20 protein-coding genes are annotated in these 23,844 nt (G+C 57.7%); 7 read left to right on the forward strand and 13 right to left on the reverse strand.

Annotated elements, in window-relative coordinates; translation table 11 throughout:
• Window positions 1-68 precede the first annotated feature (68 nt).
• Window positions 69-1,004, forward strand: a complete 936-nt coding sequence (locus KVQ82_RS14970) for a LysR family transcriptional regulator (protein ID WP_222019297.1) — start codon at window positions 69-71, stop codon at window positions 1,002-1,004.
• Here the strand turns inward: KVQ82_RS14970 and KVQ82_RS14975 are convergent.
• A complete protein-coding gene (locus KVQ82_RS14975; RefSeq protein ID WP_041063902.1) occupies window positions 997-2,097 on the reverse strand; it encodes an alkene reductase in 1,101 nt (366 codons plus the stop codon). The genes KVQ82_RS14970 and KVQ82_RS14975 overlap by 8 nt on opposite strands.
• 273 nt (window positions 2,098-2,370) lie before the next feature.
• Between KVQ82_RS14975 and KVQ82_RS14980 the strand changes: the two genes are divergently transcribed.
• On the forward strand, window positions 2,371-3,252 hold the full coding sequence (locus KVQ82_RS14980; RefSeq protein ID WP_256198908.1) for a LysR family transcriptional regulator: 882 nt from the start codon (window positions 2,371-2,373) through the stop codon (window positions 3,250-3,252).
• Between the two features lie 13 nt (window positions 3,253-3,265).
• Here the strand turns inward: KVQ82_RS14980 and KVQ82_RS14985 are convergent, their stop codons facing one another.
• Genes KVQ82_RS14985 through KVQ82_RS15005 form a run of 5 tightly spaced genes read right to left on the reverse strand, consistent with a single transcriptional unit; the run spans window position 3,266 to window position 6,842 of the window.
• Window positions 3,266-3,685, reverse strand: a complete 420-nt coding sequence (locus tag KVQ82_RS14985; RefSeq protein WP_041063906.1) for an SRPBCC family protein — start codon at window positions 3,683-3,685, stop codon at window positions 3,266-3,268.
• Window positions 3,686-3,709: 24 nt separating this feature from the next.
• Window positions 3,710-4,918 carry an Nramp family divalent metal transporter gene (locus KVQ82_RS14990; RefSeq protein ID WP_222019397.1) on the reverse strand — a complete coding sequence of 403 codons (1,209 nt, stop codon included), beginning with the start codon at window positions 4,916-4,918 and terminating at the stop codon, window positions 3,710-3,712.
• A gap of 57 nt (window positions 4,919-4,975) precedes the next feature.
• Window positions 4,976-5,347, reverse strand: a complete 372-nt coding sequence (locus KVQ82_RS14995) for a hypothetical protein (RefSeq protein WP_222019298.1) — start codon at window positions 5,345-5,347, stop codon at window positions 4,976-4,978.
• Window positions 5,344-6,405, reverse strand: coding sequence for an L-dopachrome tautomerase-related protein (locus KVQ82_RS15000; RefSeq protein ID WP_222019299.1), 1,062 nt, complete (start codon window positions 6,403-6,405; stop codon window positions 5,344-5,346). Before KVQ82_RS15000 ends, KVQ82_RS14995 begins: the two co-directional genes overlap by 4 nt.
• Complete coding sequence (locus tag KVQ82_RS15005) at window positions 6,402-6,842, reverse strand: cupin domain-containing protein (protein WP_041063913.1); 441 nt, start codon at window positions 6,840-6,842, stop codon at window positions 6,402-6,404. The genes KVQ82_RS15000 and KVQ82_RS15005 overlap by 4 nt, the downstream gene beginning before the upstream one ends.
• Window positions 6,843-7,146: 304 nt before the next feature.
• Here KVQ82_RS15005 and KVQ82_RS15010 point away from each other — a divergent pair, with 304 nt between their 5' ends.
• From KVQ82_RS15010 to KVQ82_RS15030, 5 genes are all read left to right on the forward strand, one after another.
• Window positions 7,147-8,241, forward strand: coding sequence for a zinc-dependent alcohol dehydrogenase family protein (locus KVQ82_RS15010; protein WP_256198909.1), 1,095 nt, complete (start codon window positions 7,147-7,149; stop codon window positions 8,239-8,241).
• 11 nt (window positions 8,242-8,252) lie between these two features.
• On the forward strand, window positions 8,253-9,731 hold the full coding sequence (gene gabD, locus KVQ82_RS15015; protein WP_041063915.1) for an NADP-dependent succinate-semialdehyde dehydrogenase: 1,479 nt from the start codon (window positions 8,253-8,255) through the stop codon (window positions 9,729-9,731).
• Window positions 9,732-10,264: 533 nt separating this feature from the next.
• Window positions 10,265-11,425, forward strand: a complete 1,161-nt coding sequence (locus KVQ82_RS15020; RefSeq protein WP_222019398.1) for an efflux RND transporter periplasmic adaptor subunit — start codon at window positions 10,265-10,267, stop codon at window positions 11,423-11,425.
• Window positions 11,422-14,604 (forward strand): efflux RND transporter permease subunit, encoded by a 3,183-nt coding sequence (locus KVQ82_RS15025; RefSeq protein WP_222019300.1) that lies wholly within the window; start codon window positions 11,422-11,424, stop codon window positions 14,602-14,604. The genes KVQ82_RS15020 and KVQ82_RS15025 overlap by 4 nt, the downstream gene beginning before the upstream one ends.
• The gene (locus KVQ82_RS15030) at window positions 14,597-15,979 is read left to right on the forward strand and encodes an efflux transporter outer membrane subunit (RefSeq protein ID WP_222019301.1); all 1,383 of its coding nucleotides are present in this window, start codon (window positions 14,597-14,599) and stop codon (window positions 15,977-15,979) included. The genes KVQ82_RS15025 and KVQ82_RS15030 overlap by 8 nt, the downstream gene beginning before the upstream one ends.
• Window positions 15,980-16,041: 62 nt before the next feature.
• Here the strand turns inward: KVQ82_RS15030 and KVQ82_RS15035 are convergent, their stop codons facing one another.
• The 7 genes from KVQ82_RS15035 to KVQ82_RS15065 form a co-directional block, all read right to left on the reverse strand.
• Window positions 16,042-17,349 carry an MFS transporter gene (locus KVQ82_RS15035; RefSeq protein ID WP_222019302.1) on the reverse strand — a complete coding sequence of 436 codons (1,308 nt, stop codon included), beginning with the start codon at window positions 17,347-17,349 and terminating at the stop codon, window positions 16,042-16,044.
• Between the two features lie 142 nt (window positions 17,350-17,491).
• A complete protein-coding gene (locus KVQ82_RS15040; protein ID WP_222019303.1) occupies window positions 17,492-18,472 on the reverse strand; it encodes a transketolase family protein in 981 nt (326 codons plus the stop codon).
• A 2-nt stretch (window positions 18,473-18,474) separates the two neighbouring features.
• Window positions 18,475-19,362 (reverse strand): transketolase, encoded by an 888-nt coding sequence (locus KVQ82_RS15045; protein ID WP_222019304.1) that lies wholly within the window; start codon window positions 19,360-19,362, stop codon window positions 18,475-18,477.
• An 86-nt stretch (window positions 19,363-19,448) separates the two neighbouring features.
• Window positions 19,449-20,558: a glycerol dehydrogenase gene (locus tag KVQ82_RS15050; RefSeq protein ID WP_222019305.1), complete on the reverse strand. Its 1,110-nt coding sequence runs from the start codon at window positions 20,556-20,558 to the stop codon at window positions 19,449-19,451.
• Window positions 20,559-20,689: 131 nt separating this feature from the next.
• Window positions 20,690-21,382, reverse strand: a complete 693-nt coding sequence (locus KVQ82_RS15055) for an SDR family NAD(P)-dependent oxidoreductase (RefSeq protein ID WP_222019306.1) — start codon at window positions 21,380-21,382, stop codon at window positions 20,690-20,692.
• A 28-nt stretch (window positions 21,383-21,410) separates the two neighbouring features.
• A complete protein-coding gene (locus KVQ82_RS15060) occupies window positions 21,411-22,211 on the reverse strand; it encodes a shikimate dehydrogenase (RefSeq protein ID WP_222019307.1) in 801 nt (266 codons plus the stop codon).
• A gap of 28 nt (window positions 22,212-22,239) precedes the next feature.
• Window positions 22,240-23,838: a GMC family oxidoreductase gene (locus KVQ82_RS15065; protein WP_222019308.1), complete on the reverse strand. Its 1,599-nt coding sequence runs from the start codon at window positions 23,836-23,838 to the stop codon at window positions 22,240-22,242.
• Window positions 23,839-23,844 lie beyond the last annotated feature (6 nt).

Consider the following 23,844-nt stretch of genomic DNA (forward strand, 5'->3'; position numbering starts at 1 on the left):
ACTTTATTCGTGCCTCTGTCGGCGATAAACTGGCCTTCACGAAAATCAGCTGTTCTTTTGAGGCAAATATGACGCGTCGATTCGATTATCTGGCGGACGTCGAAGTCTTCATCACTGTGGTGGAAAAGGGCTCATTAAGCTCCGGGGCAGTGGTTTTGGCGACCACGCCGTCGGTGGTCAGTCGGGCGATCTCCCGACTGGAAGCACGTCTGGGCGTCCAGTTACTTCGACGCACGACCCGCCGTTTGAGCCTGACCGATGCGGGTCTGCTTTATCTTGAACAGTCCCGCGCGGCGTTCGCATTGATCGATGATGCCGAACGACTCATCCATGGCCGGGAGGGTGCGTTGAACGGCCGAGTGCGCCTGAGCGTGCCGACGACTTATGGACATCACCGACTGCCAGCCTTTCTCTGTCGCTTCACTCGTCAGTTTCCGCAAGTGCGCATCGAGTTGGGCATCAGCAATCGAAATGTGGATCTGGTGGCCGAAGGGTATGATCTGGCTATTCGCCTCGGACAATTACCCGACAGTGGCCTGGTCGGTCGCAAGCTCGAAGACGCGAATTTGTGCGTAGTCGCTGCCCCCGAATATCTGCAGCGAGCGGGTACTCCTCTCAGTGTTGAGGATCTGGCAGACCATGCCTGTCTGCCATTTGTGATGCCCAGCAGTGGTCGGGTCGGCCCTTGGTTGTTTTGCGAGCACGGGATTGATCGTGAGTGGATACCGCAGGCAAGTGTTCAAGTCTCCGACGATGTTCTGGGCACGGTTTCCCTGGCTGAACACGGTATGGGGATATGCCAGACCTACGACTTCATTGTTCGGGATCGGATTGAAAGTGGACGTCTGATCCCGCTACTCGAACAGTCGGGCGGACGGTCCCGACCGTTCTCTGTGATATACCCGCCTCATCGGCAGTTGTCGGCCGCGTCCCGGGCACTGATCGATTTCCTGACTCAGGAGATGGCGGATAACGTCACTCAGACTTCAATGAGCATTAACTGATCGAGTAGGTTGGATAATCGGTATACCCCTGAGCTCCGCCGCCGTAGCTTAGTGCACGGTCGGGTTTTAACAGTGGCCAGTTATTTCGCAGGCGTTCAACCAGATCGGGATTGGCGATAAACGGTTCACCAAAAGCAGCGATATCGATCAGACCCTCATCCAGAAATTTCTCCGCCCGTTCTTTGGTCATGCCGCCAGCGAGTACCAGTGTTCCGTGATAGTGATTGCGGAATCTTTGCAGAAAGTTGTCGGGGATTGGCGAGCTGCCCCGCGACAGTTGATCCATGAAATGAACGTACGCCAATCCACGCCGAGACAGTTGATCAGCAACATACAGATAGGTCTGTTCGACATCCTCGTATAAGCCCATGTCAAATAGACCGCCAAATGGCGACAAGCGTACAGCTGTACGTTGCGCACCGATTCGATCAATCACACTATCGACCACTTCAAGCAAAAAGCGTGAACGGCTTTCGACAGTATCGGCACGGTACTCGTCCGTACGGTCATTAACCAATGGATTGAGAAACTGCTCGATCAGGTAGCCGTTTGCCCCATGCAGTTCAATTCCGTCGAAGCCGGCCTCCATTGCGTTGGCGGCGGCTTGGGCAAAGTCACGGATGACCGCTTTGACTTCCTGCGTGCTGAGAGCACGCGGAGTTGAAACATCAACCGGGCCGGGTTCTCCACGTTCGGTCATACCCCAGGCCTGCGAGTTGCGGGCAACCCGGGATGTCGAGCTGACCGGTGCGATACCTCCTGGCTGAATGCTGACATGGGAAACGCGTCCCACATGCCACAACTGAGTGAATATAACGCCCCCAGCTTCGTGGACCGCCTGAGTCACTTTGCGCCAGCCGTTGATCTGGGGCGTCGTATAAATGCCGGGGATGGCCAGAAAACCTTCGGCCGAACGTGAAATCGGAGTGCCTTCTGTAATGATCAGCCCGGCACTGGCTCGTTGGCTGTAATAAAGCGCGGTCAGTTCATTTGCAACGCCATCGGGGTTACGGGCCCTGGTCATGGGTGCCATTGCGATGCGATTGCGCAGTGTCAGCAACCCTGTCTGGCATGGGGTAAATAACGTGCTCATAGCCTGCTGTCCTCAATGGGTGGTGTTAAAGAGGTTAAGCACGGATCGACTGGTTGATAACGGGGTCAGGGTGAACAGGTTCTGTGAGGTCGCTTCACAACTGATCAGGGAACCAGCAATCGCTGCAGAGCGCGGGTCGCATTTTAATTGTGAAATTACTTCCAAAGACAAATGAACCCTATCCCTTGTTATCCATAATTTACATGCAGGCGCTTGTGATATTTTTTCACGAGTCATTCTGAGGATAGATACGTGGATAACAGAGCGGGTGAGATGTCGGTCTTCGTAAGGGTTGTCGACGCCGGCAGCTTTTCGCAGGCGGCGCGCCAAATGCTGATGACACCTTCGACGGTCAGCAAGCTGATAGTTCGCCTGGAACTACGCTTGGGCGTGCGGCTACTGGAGCGCTCGACACGTAAACTGTCACTGACTGATGAAGGACGTATTTACTACGAACGCAGTCATGCTTTGCTGGCCGAGCTCGATGATGTCGAGAGGGTGTTGGCTCAAGGTGCACAAAAGGCCCGCGGGACCGTGCGCATCAATGCGTCGGTAGCGTTCGGCACATTGGCGATCGAACCCAATCTGCCGGCTTTCTGGGAGGCGCATCCCAACATTCAGATCAATCTGTCCTTGAGCGATGACATCGTCGACATGTACCTGGACAGGACGGATATTGCATTCCGGGTAGGCATATTGAATGACTCGACATTACGGGCGCGGAAGATAGGGGTCGCTCGGCGAAAAATCGTTGCTTCACCGGGCTACTTGGAAAAGCACGGTGTTCCCGAAACCCTGGAAGATCTTTGCGAACATAATTGTTTGAGCTTTAACTTCCGTCGTTCCAGTCCGGTCTGGCCAATGAACCAAAGTGGCCGCATAGTGGATCGTATCGTCCAGGGCAACCTGCAGGCCAACAATGGCGAGACTGTTCGGCGCATGGCCATTGCAGGTGTCGGGATCGCCAGACTGGCGGACTTTCACATCGACGATGATCTGGCCTCGGGTCGCCTGGTCGAGGTGCTTTCACAAAATGGTCATGACTGCGAGGAAGTCCATGCGCTTTATCAGGGCGGGCAGCATGTCCCTCAGCGTATCCGGACGTTCCTCGACTTTATGGTGCCGCGCCTGCAAGCCTTCATGGATCGCGGGTGAGCCCTTGCTTGTTTCAGTCGCTGGATTCAATGATGGTCTTGAGACTTTCCAGGCCAGAGCGATAAAGCGACTCGAAGTGAGCGATGACTTCGGTTTCTTCCGCTCCGTTGACCAAGAAGGTACTCGACCAAGACGCCAGTGTTCCACCTTTGCCGTCGGACTGCGCTGACATTCTGCCGACGTAGTCAATGACTGGTGAAGGCCCTTCGAGCAAGGCATAGCTGTAGTGCTTTTCATCTTCGTCAAATGTGAGTAGACGCTCGACAATAGTCGCACCGTTCGTGGTTTTCAAATGCCGCAATCGCCCTCCGTCGCTGAGGGTACTGCTGGCGATCACATCGAGCCAGCGGGGCAACCAGTCGAACCCGCCGAGAAGCGACCAGACCTGTTCAAGGGGGCGTTCGATTGCGATCCAGACGTGGACTTCACTCATGATTTCACCTGTTTTGTGGGTTTTTCAGAGAATGATGGATGCGACCAGCCACAGATTGGCGGCGCCGATCAGCAGGAAGATCAGCCAGGCCATGAGGGCGACCGGGCGTGATATGGCAAAGTCGCCCAACAGTGTTTTATCGCGGGTAAAACGAATCAGCGGATAAACGGCAAACGGTAGTTGTATCGACAGCACCACCTGTGAAAACACCAACAGGTCGCCGACTGCACGATCACCGAGCCAGAGGATTGCCCATAGCGCCGGCACGATGGCCAGCAGCCGGGTGGCGATACGTTGCTTCCACAATGAAATCCTCAGTTGCAGGAATCCTTCGAGCACCACTTGACCGGCGAGGGTGCCTGTCAGTGTTGCGCTTTGTCCGGATGCCAGCAGGGCCAGGGCAAACAGCACTGCGGACAACGCGCCCCCTGTCAGGGGCATCAACAACTGGTGGGCCTGCTCTATACCGCCAATTTCTGTGTGGCCACTTTCATGGAACACAGCGGCAGCCACCAACAGAATCGCGACCTGAACGGCGGCGGCAATCGACAGCGCGCGAATTGTGTCGTGGCGACCGCGGCGCAGCGATTGCGTGACCTGCGTATTGTTGTTGAGACGCCCGGTGGAACGGGCCAGAGCTGAATGCAGATAGAGGTTATGCGGCATGACCGTGGCGCCAATGATGCCCACTGCAATGAACAGCGCCCCGGGCTCAGCCAGCGTGGCCAGTGAAGGAACGAATCCCTGGAGCAACTTGTTTGTATCGAGTGTGATCAGTGCCAGTTCTGCGGCCAAACACATGACAATGATCGTCACCAGTGTCAGGACGATCCTTTGTACGCGGCCATTGGCAGCGCCCTTTACGCCCAGGATGATCAAAGTACTGATTGCCGTCAGCAAGATACCGATGCTGAGTGGAAGGTTGAACAGCAGTTTAAATGCCAGCGCCGCCCCCAGAACTTCAGCAATATCGGTGGCGATGATGGCTATTTCGGCCATCGCCCAATGCGCGAATGTGAGGGGGCGGGGGTAACGAAGGCGGCAGGTCTGGGCGAGGTCCTGACCTGTGACGACGCCCAGGCGCAGTGCGAGTGTCTGCAACAACATGGCCGCCAGACTCGAAAACACCACCATGAACAGCAGTTGGTAGCCAAACTGCGCCCCCGCAGCGATACCGGTTGCCCAGTTGCCCGGGTCCATGTAACCCACTGCGACCAACAACCCCGGCCCCATTAACAATGGCAGACGCCCGGGTACCGATGATCGTTGGCTGGCCTGTGCTGTCACGGATCAATGCCTCACTGGTCGCGGGCGCCGAAACAAGCGCGCCAGTACCAAAGTGTGAATGAACAGCAGAAGGCCGGTGATCGAGAGCGTCGTGGATACTGTCCCGCTTACCGTTTGAGCAGAGAGCAGACAAACCAGTGCTGCCATCTGCGTCAGCAGGCGCTGGGTCAGGGCCGCCCGCCAAGCACTCGATGCGTCGAAGAGGCAGTTGGGCCAGAGATCTGGCATCGACCTTGAGACCCCCATGACGGCAACCGCCACCAAGGCGTACAGCCAGATGCCGACTCCTGACGTGCTCTCGGTCAATGCAACGACGACGGTGCTGACGATGAACAATAATGCAATGACAGTGAGTGCAACACGGTTATGGTTCATGGCGTTTCGCTCAAGCCCATTGGTGCATCCACACGCAGGCGCAACACATGAAACGGTGGCTGGCTGGCATCTTCACCGGCGTTGAGCAACGGGTGACGATGTAATTGGTTGGCCGTGATGTACAACCATTTACCTTGAGCATCGAGTTCGACACCGTCCGGCCAGCCGAGCAATTGATCATCCTGGGCCAGGACGCGGTAACCCGCCGGAGACGCCAGACCGATCGCGTTGTTGGCGATATCGGTCACGTAGATATTGCCCTCGGCGTCGACATCAAAGCCGTCGCAATGCGGCTTTTCACACCAGTACTCAACGGCTTCGACCAACGCTGTCGCGCTGTTGGGTTGGGCAAGACTCTCGGTGTTGATCCGAAAGACCTTGCGTCCCGACATTGAGCCGAAATACACCCAACGGCCCAATGGGTCGATAGCGATCGGGTTCAAGCCGTAGCGATACGGAATGACTTCACCCTCGGCCGTACGCAGGGCCAGCGGTTTGCCAGCAACGAGCAGAGGCACATCGCCGGGCATCAGTCCCGGGTAACACTCTAGCGAACGCCATGACAGACCCGTCTGCAGGTCAACCACGACGATTGCCGGGTAGTCACTGGCGCCGCTGGCGTTCATGGTCATGTCTGCGATATAGATGCGCTGGCGCCGCCAATCGATGACGAAATCCTGAGTGAAGGAGCTTGGACGCAAGACGTTTTGCGGCAATACGATCAGACGGTGCAGGCGTTGCTCACGATCACTCCAGGCAATCAGCCGCGGTTGCTGTTGCTCTGGTTTTCCCATATCGAGTATCCAGACTATGCCTTCGGGATCGGTGCGGATACCGATCACGGCGGACATGCCACGCCCGTCCTCGCGAGGTTTGCCGGCCCATGCCTCATTGGGGTAGGCCCGGTGCTCGCCGTTCTGCGCCACCGCTCGTACCGAAATGTCGGGGGCGATGATGGCCGACACCGATACGAGAACGCGTCCGTCAGGCAATACCGTGGGATTGCCTGGGCGCTCGACCGGGAATGTCGCGAAGACCTCCAGTGCCGGGCTGTTCATGGCTTTGCCTGCACGAATGATTCAGCGGTGCCGCTGGAAGGGTCGACGAAGATGATGTCGCTCGGATCTCGGCGTGGCGTATCGACCGAAACCATGAACAGCGGGTGTTCGAGAATTTTCGGCATGCCGTGAATGGTGAATTTCTTGAAGAACAGCATTTCTCCCGGGCCCACCTCGAACTCTTCACGGTCGCCCATGAAAAACGTAGCGCGGCCGGAGAGTACGATCAGGTACTCGTCACAGGTGGCGTGATAGTGGGCGGGAGTTGGGTGGTATACCCGAAAGACACGAGCACTGGCTTCGTCTTCGTCAGTCAGGCGAGTGTCGACCAAGAGCGTTTCGGCGGTTTCGGGGAACGTCTTGACTATCTCGTCGAGATTGAACGAGGCGTGGGGAGCGGCCTCGACCAGTTTCTTCCGGGTGCTTGATTCGGTCATTTTGAAACCCTCATTCAGGCGTCTTTACGAGACGCTGTGACGTTGTTTGTGGTTTCAGAATAAGCACTGGGTCAGAAGCCGGGAATGCGCTGGTCGTGCACAAGATTTGAGAACTCAAATAACAATTCGATTCAATTGAGTGTCCGCTGGCATAGCGCGCTTTTGCGAATTCGATTCCAAACAGCTGCGCCCGGCGATGCATTTCTGGCTTGGTCGGGCTCCGGCATAGTGATGAACACTCACTATCGAGTCCAGCTGCGTCGGAGACGAAAAGATGCAAGTCAGAGCTGCTGTTCTAAGACACATGAACGTCGCCCCGCCCTATGCCCTGAGCAAGCCGATTTCGATCGAAACCATCGAATTGGCATCGCCGGGACCGGGCGAGGTGTTGGTGCGAATTCGTGCTGCCGGTCTGTGCCATTCCGACCTGTCGGTGATCAATGGTGATCGGCCCCGGCCAATGCCCATGGCACTGGGTCATGAGGCTGCCGGTGTGGTGGAGGCCTTGGGCGAGGGGGTTAGCGACCTTGAGCCGGGGGACCATGTAGTAATGGTCTTCATGCCCAGCTGCGGTCATTGCCTACCATGCGCTGAGGGGCGCCCGGCACTGTGTGAGCCTGGAGCGAAAGCCAACGCCGCCGGGACATTGATCAACGGCTCGGTGCGGTTGAGCGCGGCCGGCGCTCACGTTCATCATCATCTTGGTGTTTCGGCATTCGCTGAATACGCCGTGATGTCGCGCAACTCGGTGGTCAAGATCGACCGCGAGTTGCCCTTTGTCGAAGCCGCGCTGTTTGGTTGTGCGGTGTTGACCGGTGTCGGTGCGGTAGTCAATACCGCGCAATTGCGCGTGGGCTCGACCGCCGTGGTCATTGGCTTGGGCGGTGTCGGTCTGGCTTCGGTGCTGGGGGCAAGAGCCGCCGGGGCGAGCAAAATTATTGCGGTCGATCTGTCAGCGGAAAAGCTCGCTTTGGCCAAGGATGTCGGTGCCACCTCTGTGGTCAATGGTGGTGATCCCGACGCCGTCGAGCAGGTGCTGGCACTCACCGGTGGCGGCGCCGACTACGTTTTCGAAATGGCCGGTTCGATCCGGGCGCTGGAGAACGCAATGAAAATGACCAGGCGCGGAGGGATGACCGTGACGGCCGGCCTGCCACCACCCGGTTCGTCGCTGCCGGTCAATGTCGTCCAACTGGTAGGCGAGGAGCGCACCCTCAAGGGCAGCTACATCGGCACTTGTGTGCCGCTTCGCGATATTCCGCGGTTCATCGAACTCTATCGCGACGGTCGCCTGCCGGTAGACCGGTTGCTGAGCGGCCGGCTCAAACTTGACGATATCAACGAAGGTTTCGACCGCCTGCACGATGGCAGTGCGGTGCGGCAGGTTATTGAATTTTGAGGAGCGACAGCATGGCTGATACCAATTTCCTTTCTACGCTCGAAGATCCGACGCTATTCCGCGAGGCGAACTACATCGATGGCCAGTGGCTGGAGGTGGGTGAGGGGCGCAGCATCGTCGTCACCAATCCGGCCAACGGTAAAGTGCTCGGGCGCGTACCGTCACTGGGCGCGGTCGAGACTGCGCGCGCCATTGCCGCCGCCAGGCGCGCGCAACCAGCATGGCGGGCACTCACCGCCAAAGAACGCGCAGCAAAATTGCGAGTGCTGTTCGAGTTGATGATCACTCATCGTGAAGACCTCGCACGCATCATGACCGCCGAACAAGGTAAACCGTTGTCCGAAAGTCGCGGTGAGATCACCTATGCCGCATCGTTCATTGAATGGTTCGCGGAGGAGGGCAAGCGCGTCTATGGCGACACCATCGCCTCCCATTCGCCAAACAGTCGCATCATCGTCCAGAAAGAACCCATCGGCGTGTTTGCCGCTATTACCCCGTGGAACTTTCCGGCGGCAATGATCACTCGTAAGGCCGGACCCGGTTGGGCGGCCGGTTGCACGGGCGTGTTGCGGCCAGCGAGCCAGACACCTTTCTCGGCGATTGCCATTGCTGTACTGGCCGAGCGTGCGGGTCTGCCGGCGGGTGTTTGCAACGTGATTACCGGTCCCGGCAGTGAGATAGGTGGCGAACTGACTGCCAATCCGGATGTGCGCAAATTGTCCTTCACGGGTAGCACTGAAGTCGGGGCGACATTGCTGGCCCAGTGCGCACCGACGATCAAGAAGACCAGCATGGAGCTGGGCGGTAACGCGCCTTTTATCGTGTTCGATGATGCCGATCTGGACGCGGCTGTGCAGGGGGCGTTGGCTTCCAAGTACCGCAACGCCGGGCAGACATGTGTCTGTGCCAACCGCTTGCTGGTGCAGGACGGCATCTACGATGCGTTCGCTGCCAAACTGAAAATCGCCGTCGAAGCGCTGAGCGTGGGCAGTGGTTTTGAAGAAGGCGTGACAATCGGCCCGCTAATCGATGACAACGCAGTACGCAAGGCTGAAGAGCATGTTGCCGATGCGGTCGAACGGGGCGCCTCGGTATTGACCGGTGGCGAGCGTCATCCTTTGGGCGGCAGTTTCTATCGGCCGACGATTCTTGTGAATGTGCCGAGGGAATCAAAAGTGTTCCGTGAAGAGACGTTCGGCCCGGTGGCGCCACTATTCCGGTTCAGTACAGAGGCACAAGCCATCGAGATGGCCAACGATACCGAGTTTGGCCTGGCTTCGTATTTTTACAGTCGTGATATCGGGCGGATCATGCGTGTCGCCGAAGCACTGGAGTGCGGGATCGTCGGAATCAACGAAGGACTGATCTCTACCGAAGTTGCGCCATTCGGGGGTGTCAAAGCGTCGGGACTTGGCCGTGAAGGGTCCAGATACGGCATTGAAGACTATCTAGAAATAAAATACCTCTGCTTGGGCGGTATTAATCGCTGAGTGTTGAAAAAGATGGCCGCCAGGCCATCTTTTTTGTCTGCCTTTAACATTCCTGATTCTTTGAAAGTTATATTTCGAGCTATTTATCAGCACACTTGAATAATCGGCGAGCCCACTCCACAGATTATTTTCACGTGGTCGACAGAATCCCCAAACGTCTCATATCAGAGCGCCGGCTCTTGCCTTTTAGTCAATATTCTTTTCGCGTTTCGACGGTTTATTTCGATCGTGTGCTCACGGAAAATTCTTTTTATTCAAACACTACCGAGAACACTTGAAATGACCTGCGTAAAAAAATCCATTGCACTGTTCGCGACTTTGGCTGCGCTCTCTGCTTCCCTGGCGGTTCACGCTGAAGAGTCCGGTGCCTTTGTCGAGCGTAATAAATCCCACAGTGAATACACATCTAAAAGTTAACTGCTTTGCCGTAGTAACTTGCTATTACCTCGCTCGAATTACAGCTCAGTTATCTGTCTGTCCATCGGATGCAGTGCATTCAATGGCCAACTGCGGAGAATACACAATTGAATTCAATGTTGTTAAAAGGTGTGGCGGTGTCGGCATTAAGCCTGGCGCTGGCCGCGGCCCTCAGTGGTTGCGGACCGGATCCGGCCAGTCAGGCACCGGCAGTCCCGAGTGTCACCGTCAGCAAGCCAGTCCAATCGGTGATCACCGACTGGGACAGTTTCACCGGCCGTTTCGAGGCCACCGATTCGGTGGACGTGCGTTCACGAGTCAGCGGATATCTGGAGAAAGTCGCGTTCCAGGACGGCGCCTTCGTCAAGAAGGGAGACTTGTTGTTCGTGATCGACTCGCGCTCGTTTCAGGCAGCCGTAGTGCAGGCTCAAGGCAAACTCGCCCAAGTGCGTTCGCAATTGGCGCTCGCCGAGCAGGAGTTTGCGCGCGCCAATGTTTTGATCGAATCGAAAACTATTGCCCGCAGCCTTTATGATCAGCGTCTGCAAGCGCGCCAAGCCGCGCAGGCTGAGGTATTGAGCGCCGAAGGTGCGCTGAGTAATGCCAAGCTGGATCTGGAATTCACCCGTATCATCGCCCCCATGAGCGGACGTATCAGTCGCAAGCTGATCAGTGAGGGCAATCTGGTCAACGGCGGCAACAGTAACGCGACACTGTTGACCACCATCGTTTCGCTCGATCCGATCGACATCTACTTCGATATTGATGAGCAGAGCTACCTCAAATACCGGCGTCAGCCAACGGCCAGCACCAATCAGAGTCAAGTGCGGATCGCCTTGCCCGGCGAGGTCGAGCCGAGCATGACCGGGCACATGGACTTCATCGACAACCGCCTCGATACCGCCACTGGCACCCTGCGCCAGCGCGCTCGCGTCAGCAACCGTGACCTGCGTTTGAGCCCAGGGCAATTCGGCCGCGTGCAGTTTTCCAGTCAGGCGCCGTACCCGGCGCTATTGCTGCCGGACACAGCGATCGGCGTCGACGCGACCCGCAAGGTTGTGTACGTACTCAACCCACTAAACAAAGTAGAAATCCGCCCGGTCACCCTCGGCAAACTGCATAACGGTTTGCGTGAAATCGTCAGCGGCTTGCAGGAACAGGACCGGGTAATCGTCGACGGTCTCCAACGCGTGCGTACCGGCGACACTGCGACCGCACAGGAGCGCCAGTTGGCAACGGTGGCGAACACTGCTGATAGCCAAGGGGCGCCACTATGAGCCTGGGACGTACCTCCATCGACCAACCGGTGCTGGCGATTGTGCTTTCAATCGTCTTGATGATTGTCGGCGGACTGGCCTATCTGGTTCTGCCGACATCCGAGTACCCGGATATCGCACCGCCCACCGTCGTGGTGACCGCCACTTATCCCGGCGCTTCGGCGCAGACCGTGGCTGAAACGCTGGCGATCCCCATCGAGCAGGAGGTCAACGGCGTCGAAGACATGCTCTACATGTATAGCCAGGCTACGTCCGATGGCAGTCTCAACCTGACCGTGACCTTCAAGAGCGGCACCGATGTCGACAAGGCACAAGTGCTGGTGCAGAACCGTGTCGCACTGGCCACGCCACGCTTGCCGGAACCGGTACAGCGCAGTGGTGTAACGGTACGAAAGTCTTCACCTACGCAGCTTTCGACGATCTTCATTTCCTCGCCCAAAGGTACTTACGACCAGCTCTACATTTCGAACTTTGCAATTCGTAGCGTGGCGGATGTCCTTAAACGCATTGACGGGGTCGGCGATATCAATCCGTTGGGTGCGCGCGAATACTCGATGCGCATCTGGCTTGATCCGGAGCGTGTGGCCGCGTTCAATCTGACCCCGGCCGACATCATCGCTGCGGTACGAGCGCAAAACACCCAAGTGGCGGGTGGTGTCATCGCTCAGCCACCGGTGGCGTCTCAAGCCTTTCAGCCGAACCTGATTTTCGAGGGGCGACTGAAGGAGCCATCCGACTTCGACAACATCGTCCTCAAGTCCGGGGATGCGGGGCGTCTGGTGCGGCTCAAGGACGTCGCACGCACGGAAATCGCCGGATTGGCATACGTCAACAACACCTACTACCTGCGCAACCCGGCCATCGGCCTGCAAGTGTTGCAGCGTCCGGGCGCCAATGCGTTGGCGACGATGAAAGTAGTAGAGGAAACCATGGAGAAAATCGGCAAGGACTTCCCCGACGGCATTGAATACAGCATCGGCTATAACCCGACCGCGTTTATCGCCGATAGCATCGGCGAGCTGGGTAAGACCATCTACGAGGCGGTGATTCTCGTGGTGCTGGTGATCATGGTGTTCCTGCAAGGCTGGCGGCCCTCGATCATTCCGATCCTGGCGATTCCGGTATCGTTGGTGGGTACATTTGCGGTCATGGCGATGCTCGGTTACTCGATCAACAACCTGACCCTTTTCGGACTGGTGCTGGCTGTGGGGATCGTGGTCGATAACGCCATCGTTGTGGTGGAAAACGTCGAGCGGCATCTGGCCGATGGCAAGAGCCCGCTGGAGGCGACCATCGTTACCATGCAGGAGATTGGCGGGGCGTTGATTGCGATCACGCTGGTACTGTGTGCGGTGTTTATTCCGACGGCGTTCATTCCGGGCATTTCCGGAGAATTCTTCCGTCAGTTCGGGATTACCATCGCGGTCGCCACGGCGATTTCTCTATTCAATTCGGTGACATTGTCGCCAGCTCTGGCGGCGATGATCCTGCGCCCTCATGACCCCAAGGCGCATGGTACGCAGAAAACAGGTTTATCCGGTCTGTTCAAGCGAGCGGCCGACGGGTTCAACAATGGCTTCCTGAAACTGTCATCGAGTTATGCCGGCAGCGTACGTGCGCTGTTGGCAAAAACCCCGTTGATGCTGTCGATATACGCGGTGCTGATTGCCGCCACCGCTTACTTGTTGGTGTCGACGCCAAAGGGTTTTATCCCGATTCAGGATCGCGGTTATCTGGTGGTCATCGTGCAATTGCCTGACGGTGCGTCGCTGGAGCGTACCAACGAAATCTCTCAACAGATCGAAGCGATTGCTCTTGAAGTGCCAGGGGTTGATCGGGTGCCGACCTTCTCCGGTTTCTCGATGGTCACCGGTACCAGCTCATCGAACTCGGCGGGCCTGGCGCCCGTGTTCCAGCCTTGGTCAGAACGCAAGTTGCACGGATTGACGTCGGACAGGATCGCCGAAGACTTGCGTGAACGCTTGAAGGTAGTCAGCGGTGCAACGGTCATCGTCGCGACACCACCACCCGTTCAAGGGTTGGGCAGCACCGGTGGTTTCTCCATGCGATTGCAAGACACCGCCGGGCTAGGAACCGAAGCCTTGGCCAAAGCAACCGATGACCTGATCGCCGCCGCGAATGCCACGGAGGGCATGACAGGGGTCTACTCACCATTCTCGGCCCGGACACCACAGGTGTTCGTCGAACTGGACCGTGAGCGCGCCGAAATGCTTGGTGTGCCCAGCAGCCAGATCAACCAGGCAATCGAGACCTACTTCGGGTCGTCCTACATCAACGACTTCAACCTCGTCGGTCGTACCTATCGCGTGACCGCGCAGGCCGACTTGCCTTACCGCGTCACGCCGGAGGATCTGGCTCGCGTCAAGGTGCGCAACGATGCAGGGAAAATGGTGCCGATCGCCAGTGTCACCCGCTTGCATGAAGCGCTGGGAGTGGAGCGATTCCCACGCTACAACTTGTTCCCGACGGCGGAAATCAACGGCGATACCTTGCCGGGCCTGGGGTCGGAGTTTGGTATCAAGACTATGGAACGCCTGGCGAAAGATACGCTGCCAGCCGGTATCACCTATCAGTGGACCGATCTCAGTTACCAGCAGACCACTGCGGGAAATATGGGGCTTTTGGTATTCCCACTGTGTGTGATCTTCGTGTACCTGGTGCTGGCGGCGCAGTACGGCAGCTGGAGCCTGCCGCTGTCGATCCTGCTCATCGTGCCGATGTGTCTGCTCGCGGCTGCCGGAGGCGTGCGGCTGATGGGACTGGACATCAATATTCTTACCCAGATCGGTTTCATCGTCCTCGTGGGATTGGCGGCAAAAAACGCGATTCTCATTGTCGAGGTCGCACGTCAACAAGAGAAAGAAGGGCAGGGAATCGTCGAAGCAGTGGTTGAAGCCTGTCGCCTGCGTCTGCGACCGATCCTGATGACTTCTCTGGCTTTTGTACTCGGCGTGCTGCCCTTGGTGATGTCCGAGGGTGCTGGTTCGGAAATGCGTCAGGCAGTGGGGGCGGCGGTGTTTTTCGGGATGATCGGAGTCACGCTGTTTGGGCTGCTGTTCACGCCGGTTTTCTATGTGCTGATCCGTCGTCTGGCCGGTGGCGAGCGTCACGTACCTGGTCGATCCATTCATTCAGAACGAGGTGCGGCTGATGAATAACTCTTTTCGTGTAACCGGGCTGATGATGGGGGTCGCGCTGCTGAGTGCGTGTGCGTCGCCGGTCATGCCGCCCGAGTCGAAGATGCCGGTCGAGCGATACGTCAATGCTCAGACGGCCGAACCTGTCAGCGTGAGTGAGCAGTGGTGGACGCAGTATCAGGACCCGTTGCTCAATCGTCTGGTGGAGCGCGCGGTAAGTGAAAACCTTGATTTGCAGATGGCTCTGGCGCGGATCGATGCAGGCCGGACACTGCGCAATGTCGCTGGGGCTTCGGGCAGTCCGCAGGTTGAATTGACCGGGGGTGCGGCACGTCAGCGGATCTCCGCTGACCAAGCAGGCTTCAGTGACTCGCTGATTACCGAGCCGGCCTCGATCGGCTTGGGTGCTGCGTGGGAAGTCGACCTGTTTGGCCGCATCCGCGAAGGAGTGCGCGCTGCCGACGCCGACCTCAACGCCACCGAAGAGGAGGCACGCGGCGTGCGGGTGGCGTTGATTACCGAAGTGGTTCAGGCCTACGCCGAGGCGCGTGGCTTCGAAGAGCGTCTCGCGATCGTCAAGCAAAGCGCGGCCAGTCAGGCCGAAACCCTGCAGTTGACCGAGCAGTTGTATGCGGCAGGTGACAGCCCGGAAGCGGACGTGTTGCGTGCTCGTTCGCAATCAGACTCGACGGCTGCCCAAGTGCCAGCTCTGCAACTGAATTGGCAACGCTCGCTGCATCGGTTATCGGTGCTGTTGGCCCAACCGACAGAGGAGCTGTATCAGCAGTTCAAGGACAGCCCGGCGAGGTTGTCGACGGTAGTGTTGCCGGGTGCAGGTACGCCACCGGATCTGCTGCGCAGGCGCCCGGATATCCGGGCTTCCGAAGCTCGTGTGATTGCAGCTTATGCACGGGTCGGGGTGGCCAGGGCAGATCTGATGCCGCGATTGAGCCTGGATGCGGCGCTGGGCTCTTTGATTGATGGGGTGAGTGCTGCCAACCTGGCGAGTTCTACGTTCTGGCTGGCCGGTGTGAATGCCAGCGCGCCGGTGTTCGATGGCGGACGTCGGCGCAGCGTTGTCGATCTGCGGGATGCCGAAGCGCGGCAGGCGCTGTTGAGTTATCGGCGCACGGTGCTGACGGCAGTGTCCGAGGTGGAGTCAGCGTTGGCTACGGCTCAGCGCAATGCCGAACGGCAGGCCTATCTGGCGAGTGCAGCCAGTCAGGCCAGCTCTGCTGCCGAGCAAATCAAGCGCGCCTGGCAGGCTGGGGAAACGCCGTTCCTGGATGTACTTCAGGCCCAGCGTGTGCAACTGGCAGCGCAAAACGCGCTGTCCCAGGTCAAGACGGCGCAATGGCAGAATCAGGCGGCGATGGTGAATGCGTTGGGCGGCTGATCTGCGCCGGACAACGCTGAAAAGACCTGTGGGAGTCGGTTCGATCCCACAGGTTTTATGCTTCAGATTTTGTCGATCGGTACGCCGTGGTTGTTTTTCCACATCAGTACGACAGCACTGGCGATGATGGCAACCACAATCAGATAGATGTTGAACATCCAGCCCATGTTCTCTGAATACAGCCAGGTCGTCAGATAAGATGCCGTCCCGCCAAACACCGCGACGCCCAATGAGATACACACGCCGAACATCCGGGTGCGGTAGCGGGTCGGGATCTGCTCTGAAATCGATGCCGGTTTGCACCCGGTAATGAAACCCACGAGCAGCAGGCCAGCGGTTTGCGCCACCATCAAGGTCCAGGGCTCACTGGAGATCAACCCCCACAGCGGGAACAGTGTGGCGGCAATCCCGAGTAACGATATCAGTGCGGAAATCTTGCGCCCCCATTGATCCGAGATCCATCCTGAAATAGGCAGGAATACCAGATAAATGACTTGTGCAATGCAGCTCATCGTGAACGCACTGCGTGGGTCCATGCCCTTTACGCTGATCGCGTAGATCGAGGCGGAGGTCACCCAGGTGTAGTAAGTCAAGGTGGCGCCGGCCTCATAGAGAAACAACCGGATGCCATGCTGGATGACCTTGCCGCGACTCCAGGCGGGCGATGCCGATTGGCTGCCAGCACTGGGACTATGCTCGCTTTCCATCATATTGCGGCGTAACCACAAGGCAAACACAGCCAGCAGGCCTCCCGTGGCAAAAGGAACGCGCCAGCCCCATTCCTGCATTTCACTGACGGACAGCACTGACGTGAGCAGTGCCATGTAGAACGTCGCCAGCAACGATCCGGAACCTACTGCCAGAAATACCGTGCTCGACCACAGACCACGGCGTTTGGGCGGGGCGATTTCGGCGATATAGGCGTAGGAAGTAGTGGTTTCTCCACCGTGGGCAAAGCCCTGGATCAGCCTTGCCAACAACAAGAGTGCCGATGCCCAGCTGCCAATGGACCCGTAGGAGGGTATGAAGGCGATCAACAAGCTGGCGCCGGCCATCAGCAACATGGTGCTGAGCAACACCACGCGTCTGCCGAGCCTGTCGGCGAGAACGCCAAAGAAAATGCCGCCGATCGGCCGCAACAAGAACCCCGCAGCAAACACCGCCAAGGTATTGAGCAAGGCCGAAGTCGCGTTGCTTTTATCAAAGAGTGCCGCGGCGATGTAGACCGAAGCGACGGTATAGATTGTCCAATCGAACCACTCCAGCAAGTTGCCGACGCCGGTGGCTAGCAACGATTTTCTACGTAAAGACTTGCGTGTATTACCTTGTCCGACGGATTGTTCGGACCAGGTCTCGGTAATGTTATTCATTGTTGGCTCCGAGATGTTTCATCTGCCACGGGGCGTGGCGGGTGACGCTGGTTTTTGCGTGAATCTCCCTGAAAGAACGCATGCTCCAGTGCGGTGAGGATCCGCTGTGGGAGCGGGAAGGCACGCCCCCACAGCGCAAAGGTCAGGCGTTGAGGTGCGCCAGCGCCACTTCTTCGATGCCGGCGGCGTCGAGTTTGTAGTGCTGGTACAAGTGCGTGGGTGGAGCGATAAGGCTGTACTCGTCGTAGATACCGTGACGCTTGAGCTTTACGCCGACGCCTTCGTCCGCCAGGACCTCTGCTACCGCAGCACCCAGACCACCCAGCACGTTGTGCTCTTCGACGGTCATCATGCGTTTGCTGCGGGCAGCGGCACGCAGGATGGCATCGCGGTCAATCGGTTTGATCGAAGCCATGTCGATCACGCCCACCGAACGGCCCTCTGCATTCAGTTTGCGAGCCGCTGCGAGTGCCGGATGTACAGTGATGCCGCAGGCGATGATCGTCAGTTCTTCACCTTGGAAATGCTCATGCGCCTTGCCAAACTCAAAGACTATGCCGTCCTCGTAAATGATCGGGTCACGACCGCGACCAATACGGAAGTACACAGGCTTGTCATAGGTGGCCGAGGCTTTGATCGCCGCTACCAATTGTGGGCCGTCCGCCGGTGAAACCACAGCCAGATCAGCAATCGAACGCATGGTGGCGATGTCTTCGGTAGCATGGTGCGAGGTGCCGTAGAAACCCAGCGATATACCGGTGTGGTGACCGATCAGGCGTACCGGTTGCGCCGAATAGGCGACGTCCATTCGAATCTGCTCGCAGCACAGCAGGCCGAGAAACGAGGCAAAGGTCGCCACGAACGGCATCACACCACACGTGGCCAGACCAGCAGCCGCCGTCACCATGTTTTGCTCCGAGATACCGAACTGCAGATAGCGCTCCGGAAAACGGCTGGCAAACTTGTTCAATCCGTTGGAATACTGCAAGTCCGCTGAGCCGGCCATCACCGGATAACCGGCCTCGGTCAGTTCAATCAACGCATCAGACAAATACGACAGGCCCGGGTTGAGTGCGTTGAGGCCACGGTACTGCCAGGAATTGGGGGAAAGAGGGGCGTTCATGTTCAGATCTCCGTGGCTTCAATTTCTGCGATAGCGCGTTTGGCGTCTTCCGGGTCGAGATAACCGAGATGCCAGCCTGGTTCGGTTTCCATGTAGGAAACACCTTTGCCTTTGACGGTCTTGGCGATGATGCACACCGGTTTGTCGCGGTTTTCATCGGCTTTCACACGACGTAGGGTTTCGGTCACTTCAGCTATGTTGTGGCCATCGATGACATGTACCTCCCAACCGAATGCACGCCATTTTTCGTCAAGCGGCTCTATGCCGATTACGTCATCGACCTGACCGTCGAGTTGGAAGCCGTTGCGGTCGACGATGGCGATCAAGTGCTTGGTTTTGTGGTGGGCCGCACTCATCGCAGCTTCCCAGACTTGGCCTTCCTGCATTTCGCCGTCTCCGAGCATGACGAACACGTCGTAGACTTCGCCGGTGAAACGTTGGGCAAGGCACATGCCCAGACCTCCAGAGAGCGCATGGCCAATGGAGCCGGAAGAGAAGTCGATGCCGGGTACTTTGCGCATGTCAGGGTGATCGCCCAGAGGGCTGCCCAGGCGGGTGTATTCATCGAGCCATTCCTTGGGAAAGACACCGAGGTCTGCCAGAATCGGGAACTGGCCGACTGCAGCATGGCCTTTGCCCATCAGAAATCGGTCGCGCCCTGGCCACTTTGGTTCTTCGGGGCGGATCGTCATGACGTCGTAGTACAGTGCGGAAAATAATTCAGCGGCGGAGAACACCGACGTGTAATGGCCGGTTTTGGCGATTTCAATCAGGCGTATGGTTTCCAGGCGAACAAATTTCGCTCGTTCCTTGAGCTTGGTGACGGTATCGGAGGACGGCACAAAATTGCTGGCCTTCCACTGTTCTAGCGTTTCGCGGGGCGTAGACATCTCTACCTCCATTTCACAGGCATGTAGTTGTTGAAGTCGAAAATCAGTGGTGCGGGTTGATCTTCAATGGTGTGGTTATGATTTTTTCAGGCGGGGGGTGGTGACCAATGGGTCAACCCTTCGAGTGCGCGCATGGCTGCAATCAGTTCGTCGCAGGTCAATGCGTCGCCTGAGTCCGAAACGAAATTTTTCGCGTGTGGGGCATTCAAGGCAGGTTCGGCGACTTGCCTGAGCAATGCGTCGTTGATCTCGATCACACCCAGCTCCGACAAATTACGGGGCAGGCCTATTCGTTGATAGAAGCTCAACATGTCGCCCATAAGCTCAGCATCGCGGTCTTCCAGCACCAACTGCACCAACAGGCCATACGCTACTTGCCAGCCATGGACTTGCAGCTGTGCGCCAGAGACTTTCGACAAGCCACGCGTCATCGCATGGGCGATGGACAAACCACCGCTTTCGAACCCCAGGCCGCTCATCAGTAGTACTGCTTCAATCAAGTGATCGAAGGCAACTGTCACCTCGCCAGTGCCGGCCAGAGCCAGAGCCGATTCTGCATGTCGACGAATGACCTGATAACACTCACGCGCCAACACCAATCCGGACAACGCCGGACGGGCGCCGAACATGTTCACGCCCGCCGCTTTGTAGCACTGCTCGGCTTCGAATTTTTTGGTCAGGGCATCGGCAATGCCAGCCAGCAGAAATGAACGCGGCGCCTGGGCAATCAGCGAGGTATCTACCAGCACATAGCGTGGGCTGACCGGCAAGTGGCCAACTTCACTGAGTTGGTGATGTTCGTCGTAGATCACATAGTTTTTTGATGTGGGTGCGTCGTTGGAGGCCACCGTAGGCATGGTGATGAGGGCGCGACCCGTAGTGTGAGCGAGGGCTTTGCCGGCGTCGATGCACTTGCCACCGCCGACGGCCAGGATCATCTCGAATTCGATATTTGCGGCAGCAGCCCGCAGACCCGCGATACCGTCGGCGGTTATCTCACCGTCGAAAGTGATGTAGTGCAACTCGACTTGTACCTGGGCACAAGACTCATCGAGTCGTTGGCGGATCAGGCCCAGCACATAACTATCAATCACCACCACGGCGCGACGCCCACATTGCGCCAGGTAGGCACCCGCCTGAGCGAGCACTTCAGTGCCCTGGACATAGCGTCCGGGCGAGCCGAAAACCAGATTCATTCAGCACCTCTCACTTGCCTGCTTATTGTTGTTCGGGGCTCGGCAGGGAGAACGCCGAGCACTCGATCTTATAGTGATGCATGATATTTCATGTTTTTTGACGGTCAAGCGCTCAATCGACTCGTTGCGATTCAGGCGATGGAATATCCGCCGTCTACCGGCAACGTCGTCCCTGTGACATAGCGCGCTTTATCCGAGACCAGGAAGGCGATCACATCGGCCACGTCTTCCGGGGCGCCCCAGGCTTTCATGGGGATGCGCGCCATGATGCCTTCGGAACGGCCGGGATCTTCGAACGCGCGGCGCGACAAGTTGGTCAGAATCCAGCCCGGCGCCACGGCGTTTGCCCGTACGCCATCCGTTGCCCACGCAACCGCCATGCAACGTGTCAATTCGCTGATGGCGGCTTTACTCGATGCATATGCTGGTGTTTTGGCCGATCCAAAAAGTCCCCACATTGATGCAAAGTTCACCACCGCTCCTCGAGCCGCTTTCAACCCGGGCAGGGCGGCATTGGTAATTCGCAATACCGCGGTGAGGTTGACATCCATCACACCGCTGAATCCTTCAATCTCCCACTCGCGGTTGTGATCGATGACGCCGGCAGCATTGACGACCGCATCGACGCGCTCGAACTGTGCGAAAAATCGGCTCACCGCTTCGTCGCTCGTCACGTCTAGCTCTTGGTAATGAACCCCGTCGATTTGCTGCTCCGGCTCGCCGAGGCCAAGGGTGTACACGTCGAAGCCGTCAGCGAGCAGGCGTTGCGCAGTGGCAAGGCCGATGCCGGAACCGCCGCCGGTCACGATTGCAGTTTTTTTCATGGTTGTTCCTTCGGGTTGGAGGGGCGTTCTAAACGCCTGATTGGGAAAACAGAAAAGCGGCGAGCAAGTCGATCTGACCAGTGATCATGTGCGCGCCTTTGTGAATCACGCAGCCGCGCTCAGCAGCCGCGCTCAACAGTGGGGTGATGTCAGGATTCATTACGACCTCACCGACCACTGTCCCAGGGACCAGCGTTTCGACCGGTAGTGGCATTGGATCATCAGATTTGAGACCAAGGGCCGTTCCGTTGATCACGACATCAAAACCACTGGCGTCAGCAGGTCCAGCGCTGACTTGTCGTAACCGGAACATCTGCTGCAGCTCTGCGGCCAGAGCTTCGGCTTTTCCTGGTGTCCGATTGCTGATAACCAACGCCTGGATATCTTCAGCCAGTAAGGCATGGGCAATGCCGGTTGCAGCGCCTCCTGCACCGAGCAGAAGAATTCTTTTGTTGCGCAAGTCGTGGCCCTGTTTTTTTAGTCCGGCAACGAAGCCGTCACCATCAAACATGCGCCCGCTGAAGCGTCCATCCGGCATTCGCTTGGCGACATTGCATACATTCAGCAGGCGAGCAGTACCGTGTAGTTCATCGCACAATTTGGCGACCTCCAGTTTGTGCGGAACGGTGACAATGACTCCCGCCAGGTTCTCGATTGCGCGCAAGCCTTCCCAGGCCGTAGCGAGCTTGGCCGGCGAGACTTCCCAGGGCACAAGCACTCCGTCGATGCCGAGTCGTTCCAGTAGCGGATTGAAGAACTCAGGTGTACGCAAATGTTTGGCGGGGTAGGTCAGATGGACTACAACCCGGGTTTTACCGCTGATAGGCATGTAACACTCCTTCGTTCAAAGGGGGGGATCAGGCACTGGCCGCGCGCAGTGCATCGCGGCCCAGGATCATGTCAGCCGCTTTTTCGCCGATCATGATCGATGGGGCGTTGGTGTTACCGGAGATCAGGTTAGGCATGATGGAGGCATCTACCACCCGCAAATTGTGCAAGCCATGTACCCGCAGTTCCGGATCGACCACTGCCATGTCATCGCAGCCCATCTTGCAGGTTCCGACCGGGTGGTAGACGGTCTTGGCGCGTTGGTTGATGTAGCTCAGCAAGGCTTCATCGCTGCGTACGCTCGGGCCTGGGAAGATCTCTTCGCCGGTGTATTGGCGCATGGCCGGCTGACCAAGAATTTCCCGTGCCAGGCTCAGGCCCTTGATGGCGATGCGGCGGTCTTCGGGATGGGCGAAATAACGTGGATCAACCACAGGCGCGCTGGTTGCGTCGCTCGACCGCAGGCGAATCTCGCCACGGCTCATGGGTCGCAATACGCAGGTATTGATAGTTGCGCCAGGTTTCTTGATGGCTTCCTGATCGAGGTCGAAGAACACAATAGGCACAAAGTGCATCTGTGCATTGGGGCGAGCTGCTGCGTTGTCAGTGTTGATGAATGCGCAAGCTTCGGTGACATTCGAACCCACAGGGCCACTGTTGAACATCAGGTATTGCAGGCCGTTCTTGAGCGTGTTGAGCGTGCTGTCCTGACCGTAGTAGCCATAGCGACCATGGCAATAGGCGATGGCCCCTACTTCCGCGTGATCCTGCAGATTTTGGCCCACACCAGACAACTCGTGGCGCAGAGCGATGCCGTGGCGATCGAGTTCCCGAGCGGGACCTATGCCAGAGAGCATCAACAGTTTCGGTGACTGGATTGCCCCAGCACTGAGGATTATTTCCTTGCTGCCATGAACCTGCACCACTCGACCTTTTTGGATGTATTCGACGCCTATGGCCCGCTTGCCTTCAAGTAAGATTCGCTGCACCGTGGCGTTGGTGATGAGGGTCAATCGCCCAGACTTTTCAGCAGTGCGCAGGTAGGCCACGGCAGCACTGCAACGCCGATTGTTTCGGGCAGTGATCTGGTTGAAGCCGACCCCATTCTGGCGCTCGCCATTGAAGTCCGACGTGAAGGGAATTCCGACCTGTTGCGCGGCACGTACGAATCCTCGGGACAACTCACACACTTGCTTCAAGTCCGAAACACCCAGAGGGCCACCGGTGGCGTGGTAATGATTGTCGAAACGTTCGTTGTCCTCGGCGCGCTTGAAGTAGGGCAGCACGTCACGATAGGACCAGCCTTCGCAGCCGCTGCTGGCCCATTCGTTGTAATCCTCCTGTTGTCCACGAATATAAATCAACGCATTGACCGAACTGCCACCGCCCAGGACACGGCCTTGCGGCAAGATGCGCGTGCGTCCATCCATTGTGGTCTGCGGTTGAGTTTCGTGACGCGATAGCAGGGAGCTTGAGAGCAATCTGGTGAACCCGGCAGGGATGTGGATCAGTGGATGGGTATCGCGCGGCCCTGCCTCGATCAGTAGAACCGAGGCGCCGGCCTCGATCAGTCGGCCGGTCAGCGCACAGCCTGCGGAGCCACCACCAATGACAATGTAATCGTGCATGCCTTT

It is taken from the genome of Pseudomonas sp. AO-1 (assembly GCF_019775695.1).
Lineage (GTDB): Bacteria > Pseudomonadota > Gammaproteobacteria > Pseudomonadales > Pseudomonadaceae > Aquipseudomonas > Aquipseudomonas parakoreensis.

What these genes read in the sequence shown, in the direction of transcription:
- KVQ82_RS14970 (WP_222019297.1), top strand. Translation starts at nt 69, where the DNA reads ATGACGCGTCGATTCGATTATCTGGCGGACGTCGAAGTCTTCATCACT.
- KVQ82_RS14975 (WP_041063902.1), bottom strand. Translation starts at nt 2,097, where the DNA reads ATGAGCACGTTATTTACCCCATGCCAGACAGGGTTGCTGACACTGCGC.
- KVQ82_RS14980 (WP_256198908.1), top strand. Translation starts at nt 2,371, where the DNA reads ATGTCGGTCTTCGTAAGGGTTGTCGACGCCGGCAGCTTTTCGCAGGCG.
- KVQ82_RS14985 (WP_041063906.1), bottom strand. Translation starts at nt 3,685, where the DNA reads ATGAGTGAAGTCCACGTCTGGATCGCAATCGAACGCCCCCTTGAACAG.
- KVQ82_RS14990 (WP_222019397.1), bottom strand. Translation starts at nt 4,918, where the DNA reads ATGGGGCCGGGGTTGTTGGTCGCAGTGGGTTACATGGACCCGGGCAAC.
- KVQ82_RS14995 (WP_222019298.1), bottom strand. Translation starts at nt 5,347, where the DNA reads ATGAACCATAACCGTGTTGCACTCACTGTCATTGCATTATTGTTCATC.
- KVQ82_RS15000 (WP_222019299.1), bottom strand. Translation starts at nt 6,405, where the DNA reads ATGAACAGCCCGGCACTGGAGGTCTTCGCGACATTCCCGGTCGAGCGC.
- KVQ82_RS15005 (WP_041063913.1), bottom strand. Translation starts at nt 6,842, where the DNA reads ATGACCGAATCAAGCACCCGGAAGAAACTGGTCGAGGCCGCTCCCCAC.
- KVQ82_RS15010 (WP_256198909.1), top strand. Translation starts at nt 7,147, where the DNA reads ATGAACGTCGCCCCGCCCTATGCCCTGAGCAAGCCGATTTCGATCGAA.
- gabD (WP_041063915.1), top strand. Translation starts at nt 8,253, where the DNA reads ATGGCTGATACCAATTTCCTTTCTACGCTCGAAGATCCGACGCTATTC.
- KVQ82_RS15020 (WP_222019398.1), top strand. Translation starts at nt 10,265, where the DNA reads ATGTTGTTAAAAGGTGTGGCGGTGTCGGCATTAAGCCTGGCGCTGGCC.
- KVQ82_RS15025 (WP_222019300.1), top strand. Translation starts at nt 11,422, where the DNA reads ATGAGCCTGGGACGTACCTCCATCGACCAACCGGTGCTGGCGATTGTG.
- KVQ82_RS15030 (WP_222019301.1), top strand. Translation starts at nt 14,597, where the DNA reads ATGAATAACTCTTTTCGTGTAACCGGGCTGATGATGGGGGTCGCGCTG.
- KVQ82_RS15035 (WP_222019302.1), bottom strand. Translation starts at nt 17,349, where the DNA reads ATGAATAACATTACCGAGACCTGGTCCGAACAATCCGTCGGACAAGGT.
- KVQ82_RS15040 (WP_222019303.1), bottom strand. Translation starts at nt 18,472, where the DNA reads ATGAACGCCCCTCTTTCCCCCAATTCCTGGCAGTACCGTGGCCTCAAC.
- KVQ82_RS15045 (WP_222019304.1), bottom strand. Translation starts at nt 19,362, where the DNA reads ATGTCTACGCCCCGCGAAACGCTAGAACAGTGGAAGGCCAGCAATTTT.
- KVQ82_RS15050 (WP_222019305.1), bottom strand. Translation starts at nt 20,558, where the DNA reads ATGAATCTGGTTTTCGGCTCGCCCGGACGCTATGTCCAGGGCACTGAA.
- KVQ82_RS15055 (WP_222019306.1), bottom strand. Translation starts at nt 21,382, where the DNA reads ATGAAAAAAACTGCAATCGTGACCGGCGGCGGTTCCGGCATCGGCCTT.
- KVQ82_RS15060 (WP_222019307.1), bottom strand. Translation starts at nt 22,211, where the DNA reads ATGCCTATCAGCGGTAAAACCCGGGTTGTAGTCCATCTGACCTACCCC.
- KVQ82_RS15065 (WP_222019308.1), bottom strand. Translation starts at nt 23,838, where the DNA reads ATGCACGATTACATTGTCATTGGTGGTGGCTCCGCAGGCTGTGCGCTG.